Source organism: Snodgrassella sp. W8132, from assembly GCF_016100865.1.
Classification (GTDB): domain Bacteria; phylum Pseudomonadota; class Gammaproteobacteria; order Burkholderiales; family Neisseriaceae; genus Snodgrassella; species Snodgrassella alvi.
The window spans coordinates 1-16961 of sequence record NZ_JACFRQ010000007.1; the positions used below are offsets into that span (position 1 = coordinate 1).

Consider the following 16961-nt stretch of genomic DNA (forward strand, 5'->3'; position numbering starts at 1 on the left):
TGGTTGTGTTTTTACCTGCTCTGGTATCAATACCGCTGGTAAAGCCGTCGACATCGAGATTGCCGTGCAGATAGCCGACATATCCGCCGGCACGCCAGCCGTTGTTGCTCCAGATATCACTGCCCAGTTGTAAACCGGCATAATTACCGGTAGTACGGGCATTGGCCGGCCCGTTTTGCTGAATATCAGAACGGCTGGCAATCACTCTGCCCCAGCTCATACGTTCATCGGGCAGAGGAGTAGAACCGATACGCTGATGCATATTAGCGAGCATGAGGCTGTCGGCCTGTCGTAACTGAGAGGCAACTGCGGCAAATAATGGTACTTCTTTACGGTATAGCGGTCTGAGTTTTGATGGTTTAGTTGTCGTACCACTATCGCCAGAGCTGCCGCTACCGGAATTGTTGCTACCGGAATTGTTGCCACCGGAATTGTTGCCACCGGAATTGTTGCCACCGGAATTGTCGCTACCAGAATTGTTACCACCGGAATTATTTCCGCCGGAGTTACCATCACCCGGATCTGTTTGCTTTTGAGAGCGTAAATACCAGTTATTCCCGTTTTGCTGCAAATCACCTTTAAACAAATGGTATTCATATGCACCTTTGTCTAAATGATCGCCTTCCAGTGCAAAAGCATCTCCGGTACTGTTACCATTAATATGTACCAATTCAATGCCATTGGTATTTCCGGTATCTCCGCCAAGACCATCAATGTTGGCAAATCTGATGGTGGTTTTACCTGTCACATTACCCTGAACAGTCAGTTTATCGGCAGTATTGTCAGCAATGCTGTCATTATCTTTTAAAGCAGAATTAAGTTTCAGATCCAGAGTCAGTTTACCGCCATTACCCTGATAATTTCCGTTAATCGTTAAATTGTCTCCGGTGAAATTACTATTGAGATTAATATTGCCTGAGTTAAACACATCGCCATTAATCTGTGCCTGTCTTAGAGCGCCGATAAGATTGACTGTGGTACCATTCCCGATATTAAGCTGATTAGTATTCAAATCTCCGCTCAGGGTGAGGGTACTGTTTTGAGCAAGATTGATTTTTTCCCAGTTAAGAATGGCAATATTTCCGGCAGTACCATTATTATTTCCGGTGGTTGAACCGGTTAATGACTGATTAATATTCAGTGTATCAGTCATTCCGTCATTACTGCTGGTATCGTCCCCGCCATCGACTACAGTAATATTACTGATATTGGCTCCGCGATTGATGAAAAGAGTGTCACTACCGTTACCCAGCTCAATTCGTCCGATGACGTTTGAACCGCTATACAGCGTAACCTTAGCATTACCATCACCATCACGAATAGCCAGACCAGAAGCTGCTGAAACACTGGTACCGGTATTAAGGGTAATAGTTGTTGAACTGTTTGGTTTATCCTGAATAAAAATACCTGCTTCCGTACCCCCAGTTATTGGATTGGCCAGGGTAAGTGTAGTACTACCTGAACCAGAATTGTGTACCTTAATGCCGCTGGCTCCTCCGCTAATTGCACCTTTCGATTGAATGATGATATTTTCAGCCTGTTCCCCGTTTTCAGCCCAGATTCCGTATCCGTGTGTGGCTGTAATTGGCCCGTTAGAATAAATTTCTGTGTTACCGCGAGCATGATTATTTGCAACGATACCATTAGTACCGGCATTGATAATAAGTGAATCGATGCGCAGCCTTTTAGCCTGATTTGTATTGGTTACGCTGATACCGGTATTTTTGTCTGCTGTTACTAATGCCTGATTGACAATTCTGGTTTCGCCTGTTCCATTATTGGTTGCATATATACCGTTATCTGTACCGGATATAACGTTAGTAGTTATAGTCAGGCCGTTTGTATTATTGCCATTATTAACAAAGATACCATTACCAGATGAAGCGGTAACATTACCAGTTGATGTAATGGTAGTGGAACCATTTCCAGAGTTAATAGCGTAAATACCGTTATCTGTACCGGATATAACGTTAGTAGTTATAGTCAGGCCGTTTGTATTATTGCCATTATTAACAGAGATACCATTACCAGATGAAGCAATAACATTACCAGTTGATGTAATGGTAGTGGAACCGTTTCCAGAATTCATAGCGTAAATACCGTTACTTGTACCTTCAATAGCGCCACTTGTAATAGTTAATTTCCCTCCGTGATTCTCGCTAAAAATTCCATCGCCATCTTCTCCTTGCACATTTTGGATAGTTTCAATGGTTGTATCACCAGTACCATTATTGATTGCATAAATACCATTGGTATGTCCCAGAACGGTATCGTGGGTGGTTACATTTAAATTTGTTGATGATATATTTGCATTATTAACCCATATAGCATCGGTAGTGTGTGATTCAATGCCTTTATTAACGATAAGTGTCGTTGACCCTGTACCATTGTTATATGCATAAATACCATGTGCCTGACCAATAACAGTCCCAGTATTACCAGTATTACCAGTTTTAATAGTTAAATCCTTTGATCTGGCATTATTATTGACAGCATAAATGGCATCATCAGTATCAGACATGATAGTATCATTCGCTGTTATTTCTGTGGAACCACTGCCATTATTTTCGATACTAATACCTTTGCGTTGTTTGCTATGGACGGCTGCTGTTGAGAGTTTGACATCTGTTCCTGCGCTGTTAATGTAAATACCTTTAGCATCAGGAGTTAACATATCTTGTGTGGTGTTAATTGTAATCGCACCATTCTGGCTGTTATTTGTTGCATCAATATTTGTTATGTTTTTATTATTTGCGTTTACAGTTAAATCCCCGGCACCATTTTGATTGATAATTGTAAGCGACTGATTTAATTCATCGAAGGAAGTATCAACGGTCTGATTGTCAGGATCTCTGTTTTCAATGCGATTATCGCTGATGGTAGTGTCAGCATATGTACTGATAACAGGCGTGTTTTCTCGAAAAGTTGTGCAAATTTTGTTGTCTGGTGCTGAAAGCGGACATTGTGCATAAGCCAGTCCGGTAGTTGCCATGCTGACAGCTATAATGCTAACCAGCCTGAGCCGTGCAGTTTTACCCCCTTTCTGGGCTAATTCTGATGTAACGATATATGCCTGTACTTGCGCATTCCAGATAAGTTTATAGATTTTATTCATATTGGCTAAGATAATCAGGTAAATGAGAATTATGTTTCAGTCAAACACCGTAGTTAGATATATACATTTTTAAATCAACTTATAAACATATAAATAAGATATATCTTATTTTTATTCGACTATAAAAAATTGATGAAGTCAAAAAATTAACTATATGAAAATTAGAATTTAAATGTTAGCAATTGTAAAATATTATTATATTAATAATATCTGAATGGCATTAATGCTGTTTGAAATTTAAACAGTATAGGGCAGGCTGCAAAAGCGTTAGCCGGACAGTTTTATATCTTTAGAATATTTTTTTATGTCGGTATTATCATCCAAATGTATGCTTTGGTAAGAAAATTTTAGACCAAATAGTTATATTTTATGAAAATAGAATGAAATAAAAATAATAATCAGATGATTTAATTTTTTTAACCTGTTGTAAATTAGTTTCAAAATTGGCGAAAATATATTTAATAATTTTATAAAGACATCTGCAGAAAAATTATTTTCTTGTACATTATTTGGTAAGTGCGGATTGTTGATAGTTTATAAAAAATTAATTAAGGCACGTAATAATATGGAAAAGCTGTTTCAAAATGAAGTAACGGTCTGCTGGAGAGTTTTGTGAGAATAAATAAGAGAACAGATTTAAGTTTAATCAGACATAAGTATTATCAGACATACGAAATTTTGTCTCATCTCACCAATTGATTTGCTAATAATAATCAATCAGAAATTATTTAATCACTGATAAATGCAATACAAAACTGAAAATACAACTTACCAGCTAAAATTAATACTGTATGTCTGTATATCAGATATTTCCTGATATGATATCAATTTATATTGTGTTAGCATTACTGTGGTTACTCCGATTCTGAACCTGTGCAACGAAATATTCCGGCACAGGTTTTTTCTTGATAGCTGACTTTGTATTTTTCTGTTTTTCTTCTTAATCTGTCACAATAGATAATTATCTGGTCAGGAAATGTATATGACAGAAGTTATGGTATTGGTTGTGGAAGATGAAGCTGCAATTTCTACTCTGATTCAATTTACGCTGGAACAGGCGGGATTTGTTGTGCAATGTGTACCCAGTGTAGAAGCTGCACAGCCGTTATTGCAGGCCAGGCTGGCTGATGTACTGTTACTGGACTGGATGTTACCCGGACTTTCCGGCCTTGATTTTATCCGGCAGCTGCGGAATGATATTCGCAGTCGTGATTTACCCATTATTCTATTAACAGCACGCGGTGAAGAAACAGATAAAGAGCAGGGGCTGAATCTGGGTGCAGATGACTACATTACTAAACCTTTTTCACCACGAGAACTGATTGCGCGAATTAATGCACTTTTGCGCCGGCGTGCTCCGCAAAAAACCAGTGTACCACTGCGTATTTATGGTCTGGAACTCGATCCGCAGCAGCAGCGTGTACAAGTAAACGGACAAACCATTCCCTTCGGACCCAGTGAATTTAAGTTATTACATTTCTTTATGACACATCCGGATCGGATATACACCCGCAGCCAGCTTCTGGATCTTGTATGGGGTGATCATGTGTTTGTTGAGGAGCGTACGGTAGATGTTCATATCCGCCGGTTAAGACGGGGACTTGAAACAGTGGGGCATGACCACCTTATACAAACTGTGCGTGGTAGCGGCTATCGCTTTTCACCATAGCCGGAAATACTTCTTAAATTTATCTTCTGTGAAATAACATGCTTCTGTCTGAACTGCGCCATCATTTATATTTAATACTGGCAACCGTGATAGTGGTTGTCGTAGCATCATTGCTGACTGGCGGTCTGCAATTCATGCTGATTAGCTTGTGCTGCCTGTTTTTTTTGTGGTTGGCGGGTTACTGGTATCATTTATTTAAACTGGTCCGGTGGCTGGAAAGACCGAAATTACGTAATGTGCCACAGGGGATCGGGATCTGGAACAATATTTTCAATACTTTGATGCTACAGGCACGTAGCCGTAAAAAGCGCAAGCAGAAACTGGGTGTTGCCTTGTTACGCTTTAACCGCATTGCCGAAACTATACCAGAGGGCGTATTAATCCTCGGGCAGGATGGTCATGTTCAGTGGCTGAACCATCTGGCCGCAATCCATCTGAATCTGGTTGCTGAACAAGACAATAACAGTATGCTAGCTGATCTGATTGAAAATAGTGATTTCCGGCGATTTCTGGATGAACCGGCAACAGAGTCAGTGAATAGAAAGCTTACACTTGAAAATATAAATAGCGGATTACCACGAGTATTGAATATTATCCGTACTCCGTTTGACGAACAGGCAACTCTGATTATTACTCAGGATATTACTGCTGCCGAACAGCTAAACGCTACCCGGACTGCATTTGTGGCCAATGTTTCGCATGAGCTGCGTACTCCTTTAACTGTAATCAACGGCTTTCTGGAAACCTTAACGGATATGCCGGATTTGCCGCAGGAGCAGCGTCAGTCATTTATTGCACTGATGAGTAAGGAAGGGGCGCGCATGAATCATCTGCTGGCTGATCTGCTGACTTTATCACGGCTGGAAAATCAGGTTGTTTCATCTGTGCGCAAGCAGCCGGTGAATCTGAGTACTCTGGCTGAGCAGGTAGTATATGAAGCTGAAATTTTGTCTGAAAATAAACATCATTTTATTTGTGAAATAGCTGCAGATATCTGGATAGAGGGGATTCAGCAGGATTTATATAATGCATTCAGTAATCTTCTGTTTAATGCTGTACGCTATACCCCGCAATATGGAACTATTACTATCCGGCTCTATATGGAACAGGATGTGCCGGATTGTAGTCAGCAAATTGTATTTCAAGTGAGCGATACAGGTCATGGTATCGCTGCGGAGCATATTCCTCATCTTACCGAACGCTTTTATCGTGTAGATTCAGGTCGCTCACGCGAGAGCGGTGGTACAGGTCTTGGGCTGGCCATTGCCAAACACGCTCTGGCAGAACATGGCGGCAAATTACAGATTGAAAGTATTACTGGGAAAGGCAGCACTTTTAGTGCCATATTACCGCAAATGAATAATAGTAAAGTACTTGACAGCAGCCGCACTCCTGCCTAAAATGCGCGCTCTTGGGTCGTTAGCTCAGTCGGTAGAGCAGCGGACTTTTAATCCGTTGGTCGAGCGTTCGAATCGCTCACGACCCACCATTTTTCCTCCATATATTCTAATATTCTACGTATTTTATCATTTCTTCCCTTGTATTATCTGTTGTGACAAAACTGTGCCATTTTGATGTCATGATATTGTTAATCTTTAATGCAGGCTGGATTAAATGCTTCAGTACTAAATGAGCATATCTTTCATCTATCTCTAGAGATTTCCAGCCGCTCATATCTAATGCCATGCATTGAAACACCATCTTCAACTAGCCTGGTAGCCCATGTATGTCATGAATCATGCTGGCTGAATTCTCACTCAAAGCTTCTGCTGGTCATATATTCCTGATTTCAGTGCTACCAGTAATAGTATTTCTAGATCCGAGCTGTTTAAGCTCATATTGTATTTTTTAAGTAATAATCAAAATTCGCTACTCTTGTTTGTAGGCCGTTTAATTCCAGATATGTCTACACTAGATACTTTAGCCTGTATTAATTGAATAATATCACCTTTAAATCGTTAAAATTTAAAAGATTTTTTCATAGTAATTTTATAAATTCTTCAGCTGAAATACCCATAACCTAATTCTCAGTTATAAAAATTTAAAAAAATATATCGTTAAAATAGATAAGATAATTAAGTTGATTTAAACTCAAAAAATTTGCTGATTTAAGTCTTTATTTCCTGAGGATTTTGAAAAATGACTAAAAAACAAATTAAGAATAAGGATTTTTAAACTAAATCCGCTCCCGCTCCGGATGGGCAACAGCCAGTAAAGCAGGGCTATTTGCCAGATACTGCTTATGCTGAAGAGCCGGAGAAGGCTAAGTTACCGGTTTTTTATTATTTGAAGGTTTCTGCTGGAATGTGGTTCTGATTTGATTAATACAGTAGTTGAAATGATTAAGAATGATTAATTTTATCAGCTACTACTTTGACTAGAAAATTGGAACTGTTGTTACAGAGCAGTAGAACTGTAAAATTTATTAATAAGAATAATATTAAATATACCAAGTATAGGCTGAATGTTGTATAAATAATTTCTTAATAATTAAAATTTGAAATTATATAAATAATTTGGTTGAAAATTTGATTTTTATAATAAACATATGTTAGAAATTATTTATATTTTAATTATGTAAATTGCGAAGAAATTATGATAAAAATCAATAGCAGATTTGCCATGCTTTTCTTATGCTTTTTTTTCTCACAATCAGGATTTGCAAGAATCACAACTAATGCAAATGATCCGGAAGTGAAGTCAAAATGTGCAGATGGCACATATTCAACTTCAACTGGAAGGGGTACATGTTCTCATCATGGCGGGGTTGTTTATGATGATTTGCCAACAAGAAGAAAATCAAATAAAAAACCTAAAACTGAACAACCAAAAAATACTATTAAATGTAAAGATGGAACTTCAACTAAAGCAGGAAAAGGGGCTTGTTCGCGACACGGTGGAATAGCACGATAGAAATTTAAGCAATAGTGTGAGAATAATATTTTTAAAGTAGTATTCTGCACTTAAAAATATTTAATTTTAAGAAAGGCTACTGCCGCTTTTATACAATTACTTTGGTTGCCTGTGCAACCAAAGTAATGAGTAAAAGTATAAAGAAATTTAAATCCTGATAAGTTTAATTAAAAGTACATCTAAAGCTGATTTAATGTGGATTCATTTTTACCATTGACTACCTGGTAAATAAATATCATTGTTAATTTTTAGCTTTCAATATTATAAACGATATTATTGTGTGATTGATGTTGAATTAAATCATTGCACAAATTTATCAAAAATTGCTTGCGTAGTAAATTCAATATTAGAGATTTTAGATGTTAATTTACTGATAATTCTGGATCTGTTCTATATTAATTCTTATACAATTTTCTGGCTATTTGGGCAGATCGTTGCTGACGATTTAAGTTTGAATTGTGACAGCTTCCTTTAGAAAGTGTGAGCTGGTCTCCCATTGCGTTGTATCGCCTCAATAGGCTATTTTACTATTTATTTAGGAACATTGCTTACGTATCCATATTTATGCATGGAATATGATATAGATTCTTTTCTTTAATGATTACTTCTCTATGATGGCAGTGCGTAGTCGCACAGGGTATAACTTGTTCATGCATTTTTCTGCAAAGTGAAAATGCTATACATATAAATCATTTTTATGTAGATTAAACATATAAATAAAATCCATATACTATAAAATTACAATGATGTATATGTAAAATGGCAGTTCATCTGTTCGATATTCCTACATATGTAAGGTAAATAAATACTGATGATCTTTAACTGTAAAATTATTTTACTGCCATTCTTGAGGTATCTGGCAGTGCTCTGGCGGATATAGAGAGTACAATATTAAGTACTTCACGCTTTTTGCTGAGCTCGGTCTTTTAGGTTGCTTCCTGTAATAAATTATTTATCTAGTGACGTATTTCTTTTATCTTGAAGTTTCTCTTCATTCTGATTTTCCACGTCTGTTTCATCGTTCCGGCTGGCGCAAGTGAGTTGATAATGTTATACCGTTTAATCCGTAGGTCGAGCGTTCGAATTGCTCATGACCCATCAATTATCTCTTATATTAAAGATTTAACTAAATATTTTATAATATAAATTTATTATTATAATTTTCTTAATTTATCAATGACTATTTATTTTTGAATTGTCAGTTTGATGATTGGCTATTATTTGATGGTAAAATTTTTTTACTTAAGCCAGCAATTGTAATGAATGTTAAGTTAATAATATATTTTATAGAACATTTAAATTCATTAAAATCTTTTTGATATTTCAACACAATATTTTACCTTTTCTGTTCAATAAATCTCAAACTTTTCATAAATAATTTTCTTATTAAAAAATAATGAGTATTTATAAAGTTATAGACTACTAAGCAATAAAATAATTTCATTTATTAAAATTTATAATTAAATTTATTAAATTCAATAAATTAATGATGTAAATTACATTTTACTCTCTATTTTCCACTATTTTATTCTTTATTCGGTGAAATTATTTTCAATGAGATAAATATAATATCATTTAACATAAAAATACAACTTAATAAATATAAATATTTTAAAACAATATAATTTGACCTATGACAAAAAAATACCTAATTTTGTCTATATAGGATAATTGATTATTAAAGTAATAAAGTGTTAAATTTAAAATGCATTATATTTGAGTTTCGTTAACTTAACTTAATTTAATTTATTAAAGATTGATTGCCAAATGAATAAAATATACAAACTGATTTGGAATGCCAGAGAACAGGCTTATGTTGTGACTTCTGAGTTGGCTCGCAAAAGCGGGAAAGTAGTGGGAGCCAAGGTTGTCACAACAGTGATTGGTGCACTGGCTTTAACTGCAAATGTAGCTCAGGCTCAGTGTGTTTCTACTTCGGAGCAAAATCAAATATGTACTAATGCAGCAGGGGAAGTTGTCATTTCAGATCGGGACAGACCTGATGGCAAGGATATTGCATTCATTGGTATTCCTTCCGATGATCCAATTACTTCACAGGAAGGGGTTTTTGACGTTCTTGGTTTGGCAGATGGTCAAAATATAAGAGTTAAAGTTGATCGTACCGGCCAGAAAGGTAGTCTTTGGGGAATAAACTCCGGAACAGGCGAAACAACAGTTGATATTTCCGGAGATGTCATTTCATCAGGAAATGAAATGATACCAGGTGATACAGATACGCCAAAATTTGACGATGCTGTTTCAATAACCAATTCTGAAGATGCTACCAATTTGACTGTAAACCAGACTGCAAGCAGCAGTACTATTAAGGGTGAAAATATTGGTATTACAACTTCTAATAGCGGTAAAGGATCTACTAATATAGATGTTGCTGGTACGGTACAAGCTAAGGTGGGTATTTATGCAGATAATGGGCAAAACTCAAAAGCAATTAATATTAGTCAGGCTGAAACAGGCAATATTGACGGTTCAGTTAATGGAATCGTGGTGAATAATCAGGGTATTGAGGCTATCAATATCAATATTAGCGGAAATGTTACAGGTAAAGGAACGGGAACCGGATCAATACCTGTGGATACTGATGATACAATAGATCCGATGAATCCGAATGGTGACATATTTAATACTGGTAGTGGAATTATTGCTGAAAATCATGAAAATGCGACTGATATCAATATTCATCAATTAAAAGAAAGCAGTAAAATTCAGGGTACAGCAACAGGCATCAGTGCTGTAAATTCCGGTACCGGATCTACAACTATTAACACTGCAGGTACAGTGAGTGCTACAGACGGACTGGGAATAAATGGTACCGGCATTTCTGCTTACAATGGTGAAACAGCGAATGCAATCAATATTACTCAGACAACAGGTAGTATTGAAGGTAAAGAAACCGGAATTGTTGCGACAAATTTAGGTAAAGGTGATACCAAAATCACAACCGGAGGTAATGTAACGGGTACTAGTGGTGCTGGTATACAGGCAACTAATATTGATTGGGCGGATTCTGGTGAGAAAAGAGGTATAGCAGTAAATCAGACCGGAGGAAGCATTACAGGCGGTACTGATGGTATCAGTGCAATAAATACGACCGGCGGTGCTGTGTCAATAGAAACGTCAGGTAAGGTGGCGGGTGGTACCGGTGCAGGCATCTCTACCAATGGTTTACCAGCTTCAAACAGTAGTATTATCCTTAATAAGGGAGCAGATGTTTCTGCTGCATCAGGTATTGCAATTGAAGATGGCGATAGCAACTCCTTAGTTACTATTAATAGCGGAGCAAAAGTAACCGGTAATATTAATCTGGGTCATGGTAGTGATATTCTCACTATCAATAATGGTGCTGATATTACTGGTCTTACTATGCTGGACGGCGGCAATGATATAGATAATGGTAAAGACAGCAGTAATGACCAACTCTACCTTAATACTAATCTTCGCGGTTCTTCTACCAGTAATAGTGCAGGTGATGTTGGTATTGTTAACTGGGAAAATATCCATCTTGGACAATCAGCCAGACTAACTCTAACCGGTGACCTTAATACACAAAACCTGAATATCGGATCTGGGGCGGAAGTACAACTTGATAAGATTGATAATTCTTCCGGTAAGAACGAAGTTGCTATTTCAGGTAATGTAAACAATGCCGGTAATATTAATCTGGTTAACGATAATGTTGGTGACCGTCTGACCATTCAGGGTGACTATCATGGCGAAAAGGGTAGTAAACTGCTTCTGGAAGTAACACCTGAGCAAAATAATGCTGATAAATTACATATCGGTGGAAATGCGAGTGGTGAGACAGCCATTGATCTAACTGAAGTTAGTGGTTTGGGTGCAAGTACAGCCGGTACAAATGGCATTGAAATTGTCTCTGTTGATGGTACTGCTGATGGCGATATTTTCACATTACTGCGCGATCATGTTGACGCCGGTGCATATGAGTACAGGCTGCAAAAGAGTGAAGATAATAAATGGAATCTTTACTCTGAAAAAATGCAGGAAACCGGTACAAAAACAACTTATCGTAGAGAAGTACCTTTATATAGTGCAGTTAGTGCCCAGTTACATCAGGCAGACAGTCTGATGCTCGGTGATATGCATAAGCGTATTGGTGCTACTCCTACTCCTGATGAACGGATGAGCTGGGGCAGAGTAATTGCTAATCGTAGCGATATTCGTCAGAATGGAACAGCTAATACCCGTAGTAAAGGTAACTATTCCGGTTTGCAGGTTGGTAGCGATATCTGGAGCAATAATGGTCTGCGTATTGGTGGCTACTTAGGTTATTTACATGGAAATCTTGATGTAAATGGTTTTGCCAGCGGCATTAATGGTAAGGTTGGTAAAAATAGTACTAAATCTTATTTCCTGGGTGCTTATGGTAATTACACCCGAGATAATGGTGCCTATATGGATGTTGTATTACAGGGTGCACGCCATAATGTAGATATCAAACCTGATGGCACCTCAAATAGTAAGCAAAAAGGTCATGGTGTTACTGCTTCTATTGAGGTCGGTCAGCCATTTGCTATTGGTAGCAGCAGCTGGAAATTTGAACCTCAGGCACAGATTATTCATCAATGGCTGGATTTAAATGATACTGATATCAGTGGTAATACCACGGTTAAACAGGATCATGATAATGCGTGGTTATTCCGTCTGGGCGGTCGTCTGGAAGGTAATTATCAGGTAAATAAAGGTGTGCTCCATCCTTATGCCCGGGTTAATTTCTTCTACTCACCAAATGGTGCAAATCACACTACCTTTAAAACAAAGGCAGCATCAACTACATTGAATGCCGGTGCTTCGCATGCTAATACTGAAATGGCTATTGGTGGTAGCTATGATATTACCGACAAGGTGAAAGCTTATGGTGAAATTGGCCATACATGGTCTAATGGCGGAGATTCACATGTGAAATCACCTGTAAATGGTTCTGTAGGATTAAAGGTTAACTGGTAATAAAGTTGTGATAATTTAATCAAAACAGGGTTGATCGTTTATGATTCAATCCTGTTTTTTTATTAATACTTTAAATTAAAGACTTTTTTTTATAAAAATTATTACTTCTATACTCTCTGAATAATTATGATGAACAGGCTTTACCTGAATAAGCTGATTACTAAGGATTCTGTACTACCGCCAAACGATGCAAAATATTATTAGATCAAATGTTATTAAGGTATGATTTAATAGATTATTTACCCACAACATGAGGGGTATATTGCTATCAACAATAAAGTAAAAGATAAACAGGATTTATTTGAATAAAATTATAAGATAATGTAATTAATTTAAATGAATAAATTAATACAATGGAATTTTAAGGCAAGAGTGTAATTAAATTTATTATATAATAAAAAATAATTTAATTGTAATAAACAAATATTAACTTAATTTATAAATATTGTGATATTATTTTTATTTGTGTTAAAAGATTAATTTATATGATGAAATCAATACACCCGCCATTAAAGTTAAAAACTATTCTGCTAGTTGTTCTGGGATCATTGTCAGCTTATAGTGTAGCTGCTAATACTTGTCATGCTATAGACGGATGTAAGGTGCCAGATCCGGAAAATAATAAAATTATTATTACAGCTGATCAATATTATAATGGCATTCCTACTGAGAGTGAATTTAAAGAGTTGTTTACCGGAGCTCCCGGAGAAGATGGTCATAACTTGTCGATGTTCCGGATTCATGAATCAAATAATACTGCACATTCATTAACGGCAGAATTTTCTCCAAATACTGAAATTACAATAGATACCTCGTATTTAAATAATAAAAAGTACGGAGATCATCGGGAGGATATAGACCATACAGGTGTCAGTTTTGAATCAGAAACGGGCAATGCACGGTTTGTGATGCCTAAGGGTGTTCATTTTAGCTTGCAGGGGCAGCCAAAAGAATTTGACGAAGGTATTAAAGGAATTGAACTTAGCGGAGGATATCTGGATTCACAGGCTGATTTTACAATCACTGCTCCTCATTCTGATGCATATTATATAGCGGCTACTGGGGCTGGTACAGCTGCCAGCACAGCGAATATTCATGATTCAGAAATAAAGTTAGATAAAGATAGTGATTATTCAGCTGCAATTTCTATAGAAGTTTCGGATAATAATAATGCACTCGTCAATGTCAATAATATGAAAATACAAGGTGATGGATATATTAATTTTGGCATAGATATAGTGAATCAGAGTCCAGAGAATCATGCTGTTGCCAATGTTAGCAACACAGAAATAAATCTTACTAATCCGCTCAGTTCAGGTTTTTATCTGAATAACGGAAGTGAAGTAAATGTTAAAAATAGTACTATAAAGTCAGGTATTGGCATTATGCTGGCAACTACTCAGACGGAAGCGGATAAACATACATTTACAATTAAAGACAGCAAGTTAATCGGGCAGAATGCTTTACTAGGTGTCAATGATCATCGTTATTATGTTGAAGATGCTGAGGATGATGATGCTATAGGAGATGAGCAGGTTGCTGTATTACAGCCATTTACTTTAACTGCGGATCATTCTCAATTGGCAGGACGTATTTATATTGATCAGGATCCGAAGCGGGCACCTAAAATAACTTTTAATCTAAATAATGGTTCTTCATGGACAATCAATGGTGATAGTGTCCTGGATGAGCTGAATATTCATGATTCAGTTGTTTCTTTCAGTCAGGGTGGTAAATTTAAAACTCTGACAATAAATGGCGATTTAAATGGTAGCAATAGTTTGTTTAATATGAATACCAGTCTGGCCGATGGACAATCTGATAAGATTAAAATTCATGGTCAGGTTCATGGTGAACATAAAATCAGTGTGGCAGATAGTCGTAAACAGCCCAAAAAACCGAATACTCAGATAACTTTGGTTGAGTCTGAAGGTGGTGACGGATCATTCTCTATGGTTCAGAATTATGTTGATGTTGGCAGATATCGCTATTTCTTCCATCAGAACGGAAATGACTGGATTCTGAGTAATGATAATGGTGCCTCATCAGCCGGAGGCGGTCATTATGGTCCTCGGCATGAAATCAGTGATTTTGCCAATTCGCTTATCAGTATGCGTCAGGCGGCCAGCCAGTTTGTATATCAGATGCAAAAACCTTTAAATGCACGCTTCAGCAGTCGGAAAAATGAGTCACATGTTAATAATATGTGGTTGGACAGTAATTATACCAATAATCATTTTGACAGTACTGGCTCAAGCTATGGGTTGACTACCTCTGGTTTTAAGCAAAAATCATATAGTTTGCAATTAGGTTATGATCATTTGTTACCGTTGGGTAATGACGGTAATCAGACTTATTTGGGTGCTTTTGTGGGGCAGGGGCATTCTAGTGTAGATTTTAATGGTAATTATAAGGACGGTAATCTGAAAGCACTTACTACTGGTGTTTATGTCGGCTGGTATAATACAGCAGGCTGGTTTGCCGATGCGGCTTATCGTTATAGCCATCTGAAAGCTAATGCCAACAAAATGGATAAGGCTACATGGCATAGTAATAGTCTGAGTGTTGATGCGGGTAAAGATTTCAGCCTTTCTGATAAATTGGTAATCACACCTAAAGCTGGTATAACTGCCGGTCGTTTATCCGGTGATGATTATACAAAGAGTACGACTTTTTATCGTAGTCAGTTAGGTGCGGCAGTTAAAACTACTCTGGCACTGAATAAGGTGAATCTGCATCCGTATGCAGGTGCTTACTGGTTACATGATAAAAACAGTTTGGGACATGCTATTGTTGATGATAGCAATATGCGTATAACCGGAGCTGGTAACAGTGGTCTGTATGAAGCAGGGCTGGGTGTGGATTTTAATTCAAATAATCACGCTGATTTCAAGCTTGATTATGCGAGCGGGCAGCATACAGAGCAGAAATTCGGCATTAATTTTAATTATCGCTATTCCTGGTAATTATGCTGAATTTTGTCAATGCGCCGGTTTTACCCGGCGCATTTTTTATTGAGCCAGATAAATCTGTAATGGCAGTTTCTGTTGATGCAGAACAGCTCTGATTGGCATATCGTTACTATTGATTCCGGCCAGTGCCTGTTGTAGTACCTGTTGTTGTTTTTTGCCGGAAAGTTGCAGATATAAATGTTTACTGTTTAATATTACCGGTAAAGTCAGGGAAATACGATCATGCGGTGCAGTCAGGGGTTTCATGTCTATTACCATTCTCTCGGAGTGCATATCCAGGCCTTTGGATAAATTTTCAGCATGAGGAAAAAGCGATGCAGTATGCCCGTCGTCTCCCATACCTAATACCAGTACATCTATGGGTAGGGGTAATAGTTGCTCCAGACGTGCCTGAATTTCATCTACACCATCATATGGATTTTCAGCTACGGTTTTTAGGCTGATAAAGTGTGCTGCTTTAGCTTTATTTTGTAGTAAATGGGTATGAATCAGCCGTTCGTTGCTGTCTTCGTGGTGTTTATCAACCCAGCGCTCGTCCACGAGTGTAATATAAACTTTTTCCCATGCCAGTTGCGCTTTGCTTAGTATCTCAAACAACTCTACCGGAGTCGGACCGCCTGAAACGGCAAGAGAAGCGCAATCGCGCAGATTAATGGCATTTTGCAGGTTGGCAATAATAGCTGTAGCCAGAGCTGTATTCATCGCAATAGGTGTGTCATAAAGATGTAACTGATACATGTTCATCTCCTGAAAGATATATCTGGGTTTTATTGGTGATACAGCGATAAGGTTGTTAAATTTAATATTAAAATTATTATTCGCTGGTAATGGGTTAATGAGTTGTATTTCAATGTAATTGTTGTTAAAACAAATAATAGACTGTTGGTATTTTCGTATGCGCTAACGGATATGGCACAGGTTGACGGTTAATATTTTATTGTTATTTTTATGCTATTTTAATAAATAATCAAGAAATATATATTCAATATTGGCTGTTTATAGATTGCTACGGATAAATTTATGCTCAAGTCTGCTCTTCTGTTTAGCTGATATCAGAGATGTTGCTATCATTAATTTACCCGGGCAGGTTTATGTGCTTTGGTTACAGTTTGGTAATAATTTATTTCTTTGGGATGATGTTTAAAGTTTTTGCTGCCGGATGGTGTTAAGTTATTGCTGCTGGTTGAAGAAATTTGTTATGGCAATATGGGATTGCTGTAACTGAATCAGGTGTTTTAGATGTCAAACTGGCTGTTTTGACTTAAAATAGGCGGTTATTTTTAATTTTTTATTGCCTGAATTTAATACT

At 37.2% G+C, this 16961-nt stretch carries 7 protein-coding genes and 1 tRNA gene; 6 read left to right on the plus strand and 2 right to left on the minus strand.

The annotated features are described in order from the left end of the window. Positions 1-3115 (minus strand): autotransporter outer membrane beta-barrel domain-containing protein (locus H3U82_RS10385; RefSeq protein ID WP_198210462.1); only part of this gene is annotated, 3115 nt, incomplete at its 3' end. Between the two features lie 982 nt (positions 3116-4097). Between H3U82_RS10385 and phoB the strand changes: the two genes are divergently transcribed. The 6 genes from phoB to H3U82_RS10415 all read left to right on the plus strand — a co-directional run bounded on the left by phoB (position 4098) and on the right by H3U82_RS10415 (position 15646). Further along, a complete protein-coding gene (gene phoB, locus H3U82_RS10390) occupies positions 4098-4784 on the plus strand; it encodes a phosphate regulon transcriptional regulator PhoB (RefSeq protein WP_078474191.1) in 687 nt (228 codons plus the stop codon). A gap of 38 nt (positions 4785-4822) precedes the next feature. Further along, complete coding sequence (gene phoR, locus H3U82_RS10395; RefSeq protein ID WP_198210444.1) at positions 4823-6184, plus strand: phosphate regulon sensor histidine kinase PhoR; 1362 nt, start codon at positions 4823-4825, stop codon at positions 6182-6184. A gap of 13 nt (positions 6185-6197) precedes the next feature. Beyond that, a tRNA-Lys gene (locus H3U82_RS10400) sits at positions 6198-6273 on the plus strand. Between the two features lie 1106 nt (positions 6274-7379). Continuing rightward, the gene (locus tag H3U82_RS10405; protein ID WP_198210446.1) at positions 7380-7697 is read left to right on the plus strand and encodes a DUF3761 domain-containing protein; all 318 of its coding nucleotides are present in this window, start codon (positions 7380-7382) and stop codon (positions 7695-7697) included. 1767 nt (positions 7698-9464) lie between these two features. Then, positions 9465-12680 carry an autotransporter outer membrane beta-barrel domain-containing protein gene (locus tag H3U82_RS10410; protein ID WP_198210448.1) on the plus strand — a complete coding sequence of 1072 codons (3216 nt, stop codon included), beginning with the start codon at positions 9465-9467 and terminating at the stop codon, positions 12678-12680. Between the two features lie 485 nt (positions 12681-13165). After that, complete coding sequence (locus tag H3U82_RS10415) at positions 13166-15646, plus strand: autotransporter outer membrane beta-barrel domain-containing protein (RefSeq protein WP_198210450.1); 2481 nt, start codon at positions 13166-13168, stop codon at positions 15644-15646. Positions 15647-15691: 45 nt separating this feature from the next. Here the strand turns inward: H3U82_RS10415 and pgl are convergent, their stop codons facing one another. Next, positions 15692-16390, minus strand: coding sequence for a 6-phosphogluconolactonase (gene pgl / locus H3U82_RS10420; RefSeq protein WP_084564054.1), 699 nt, complete (start codon positions 16388-16390; stop codon positions 15692-15694). Positions 16391-16961 lie beyond the last annotated feature (571 nt).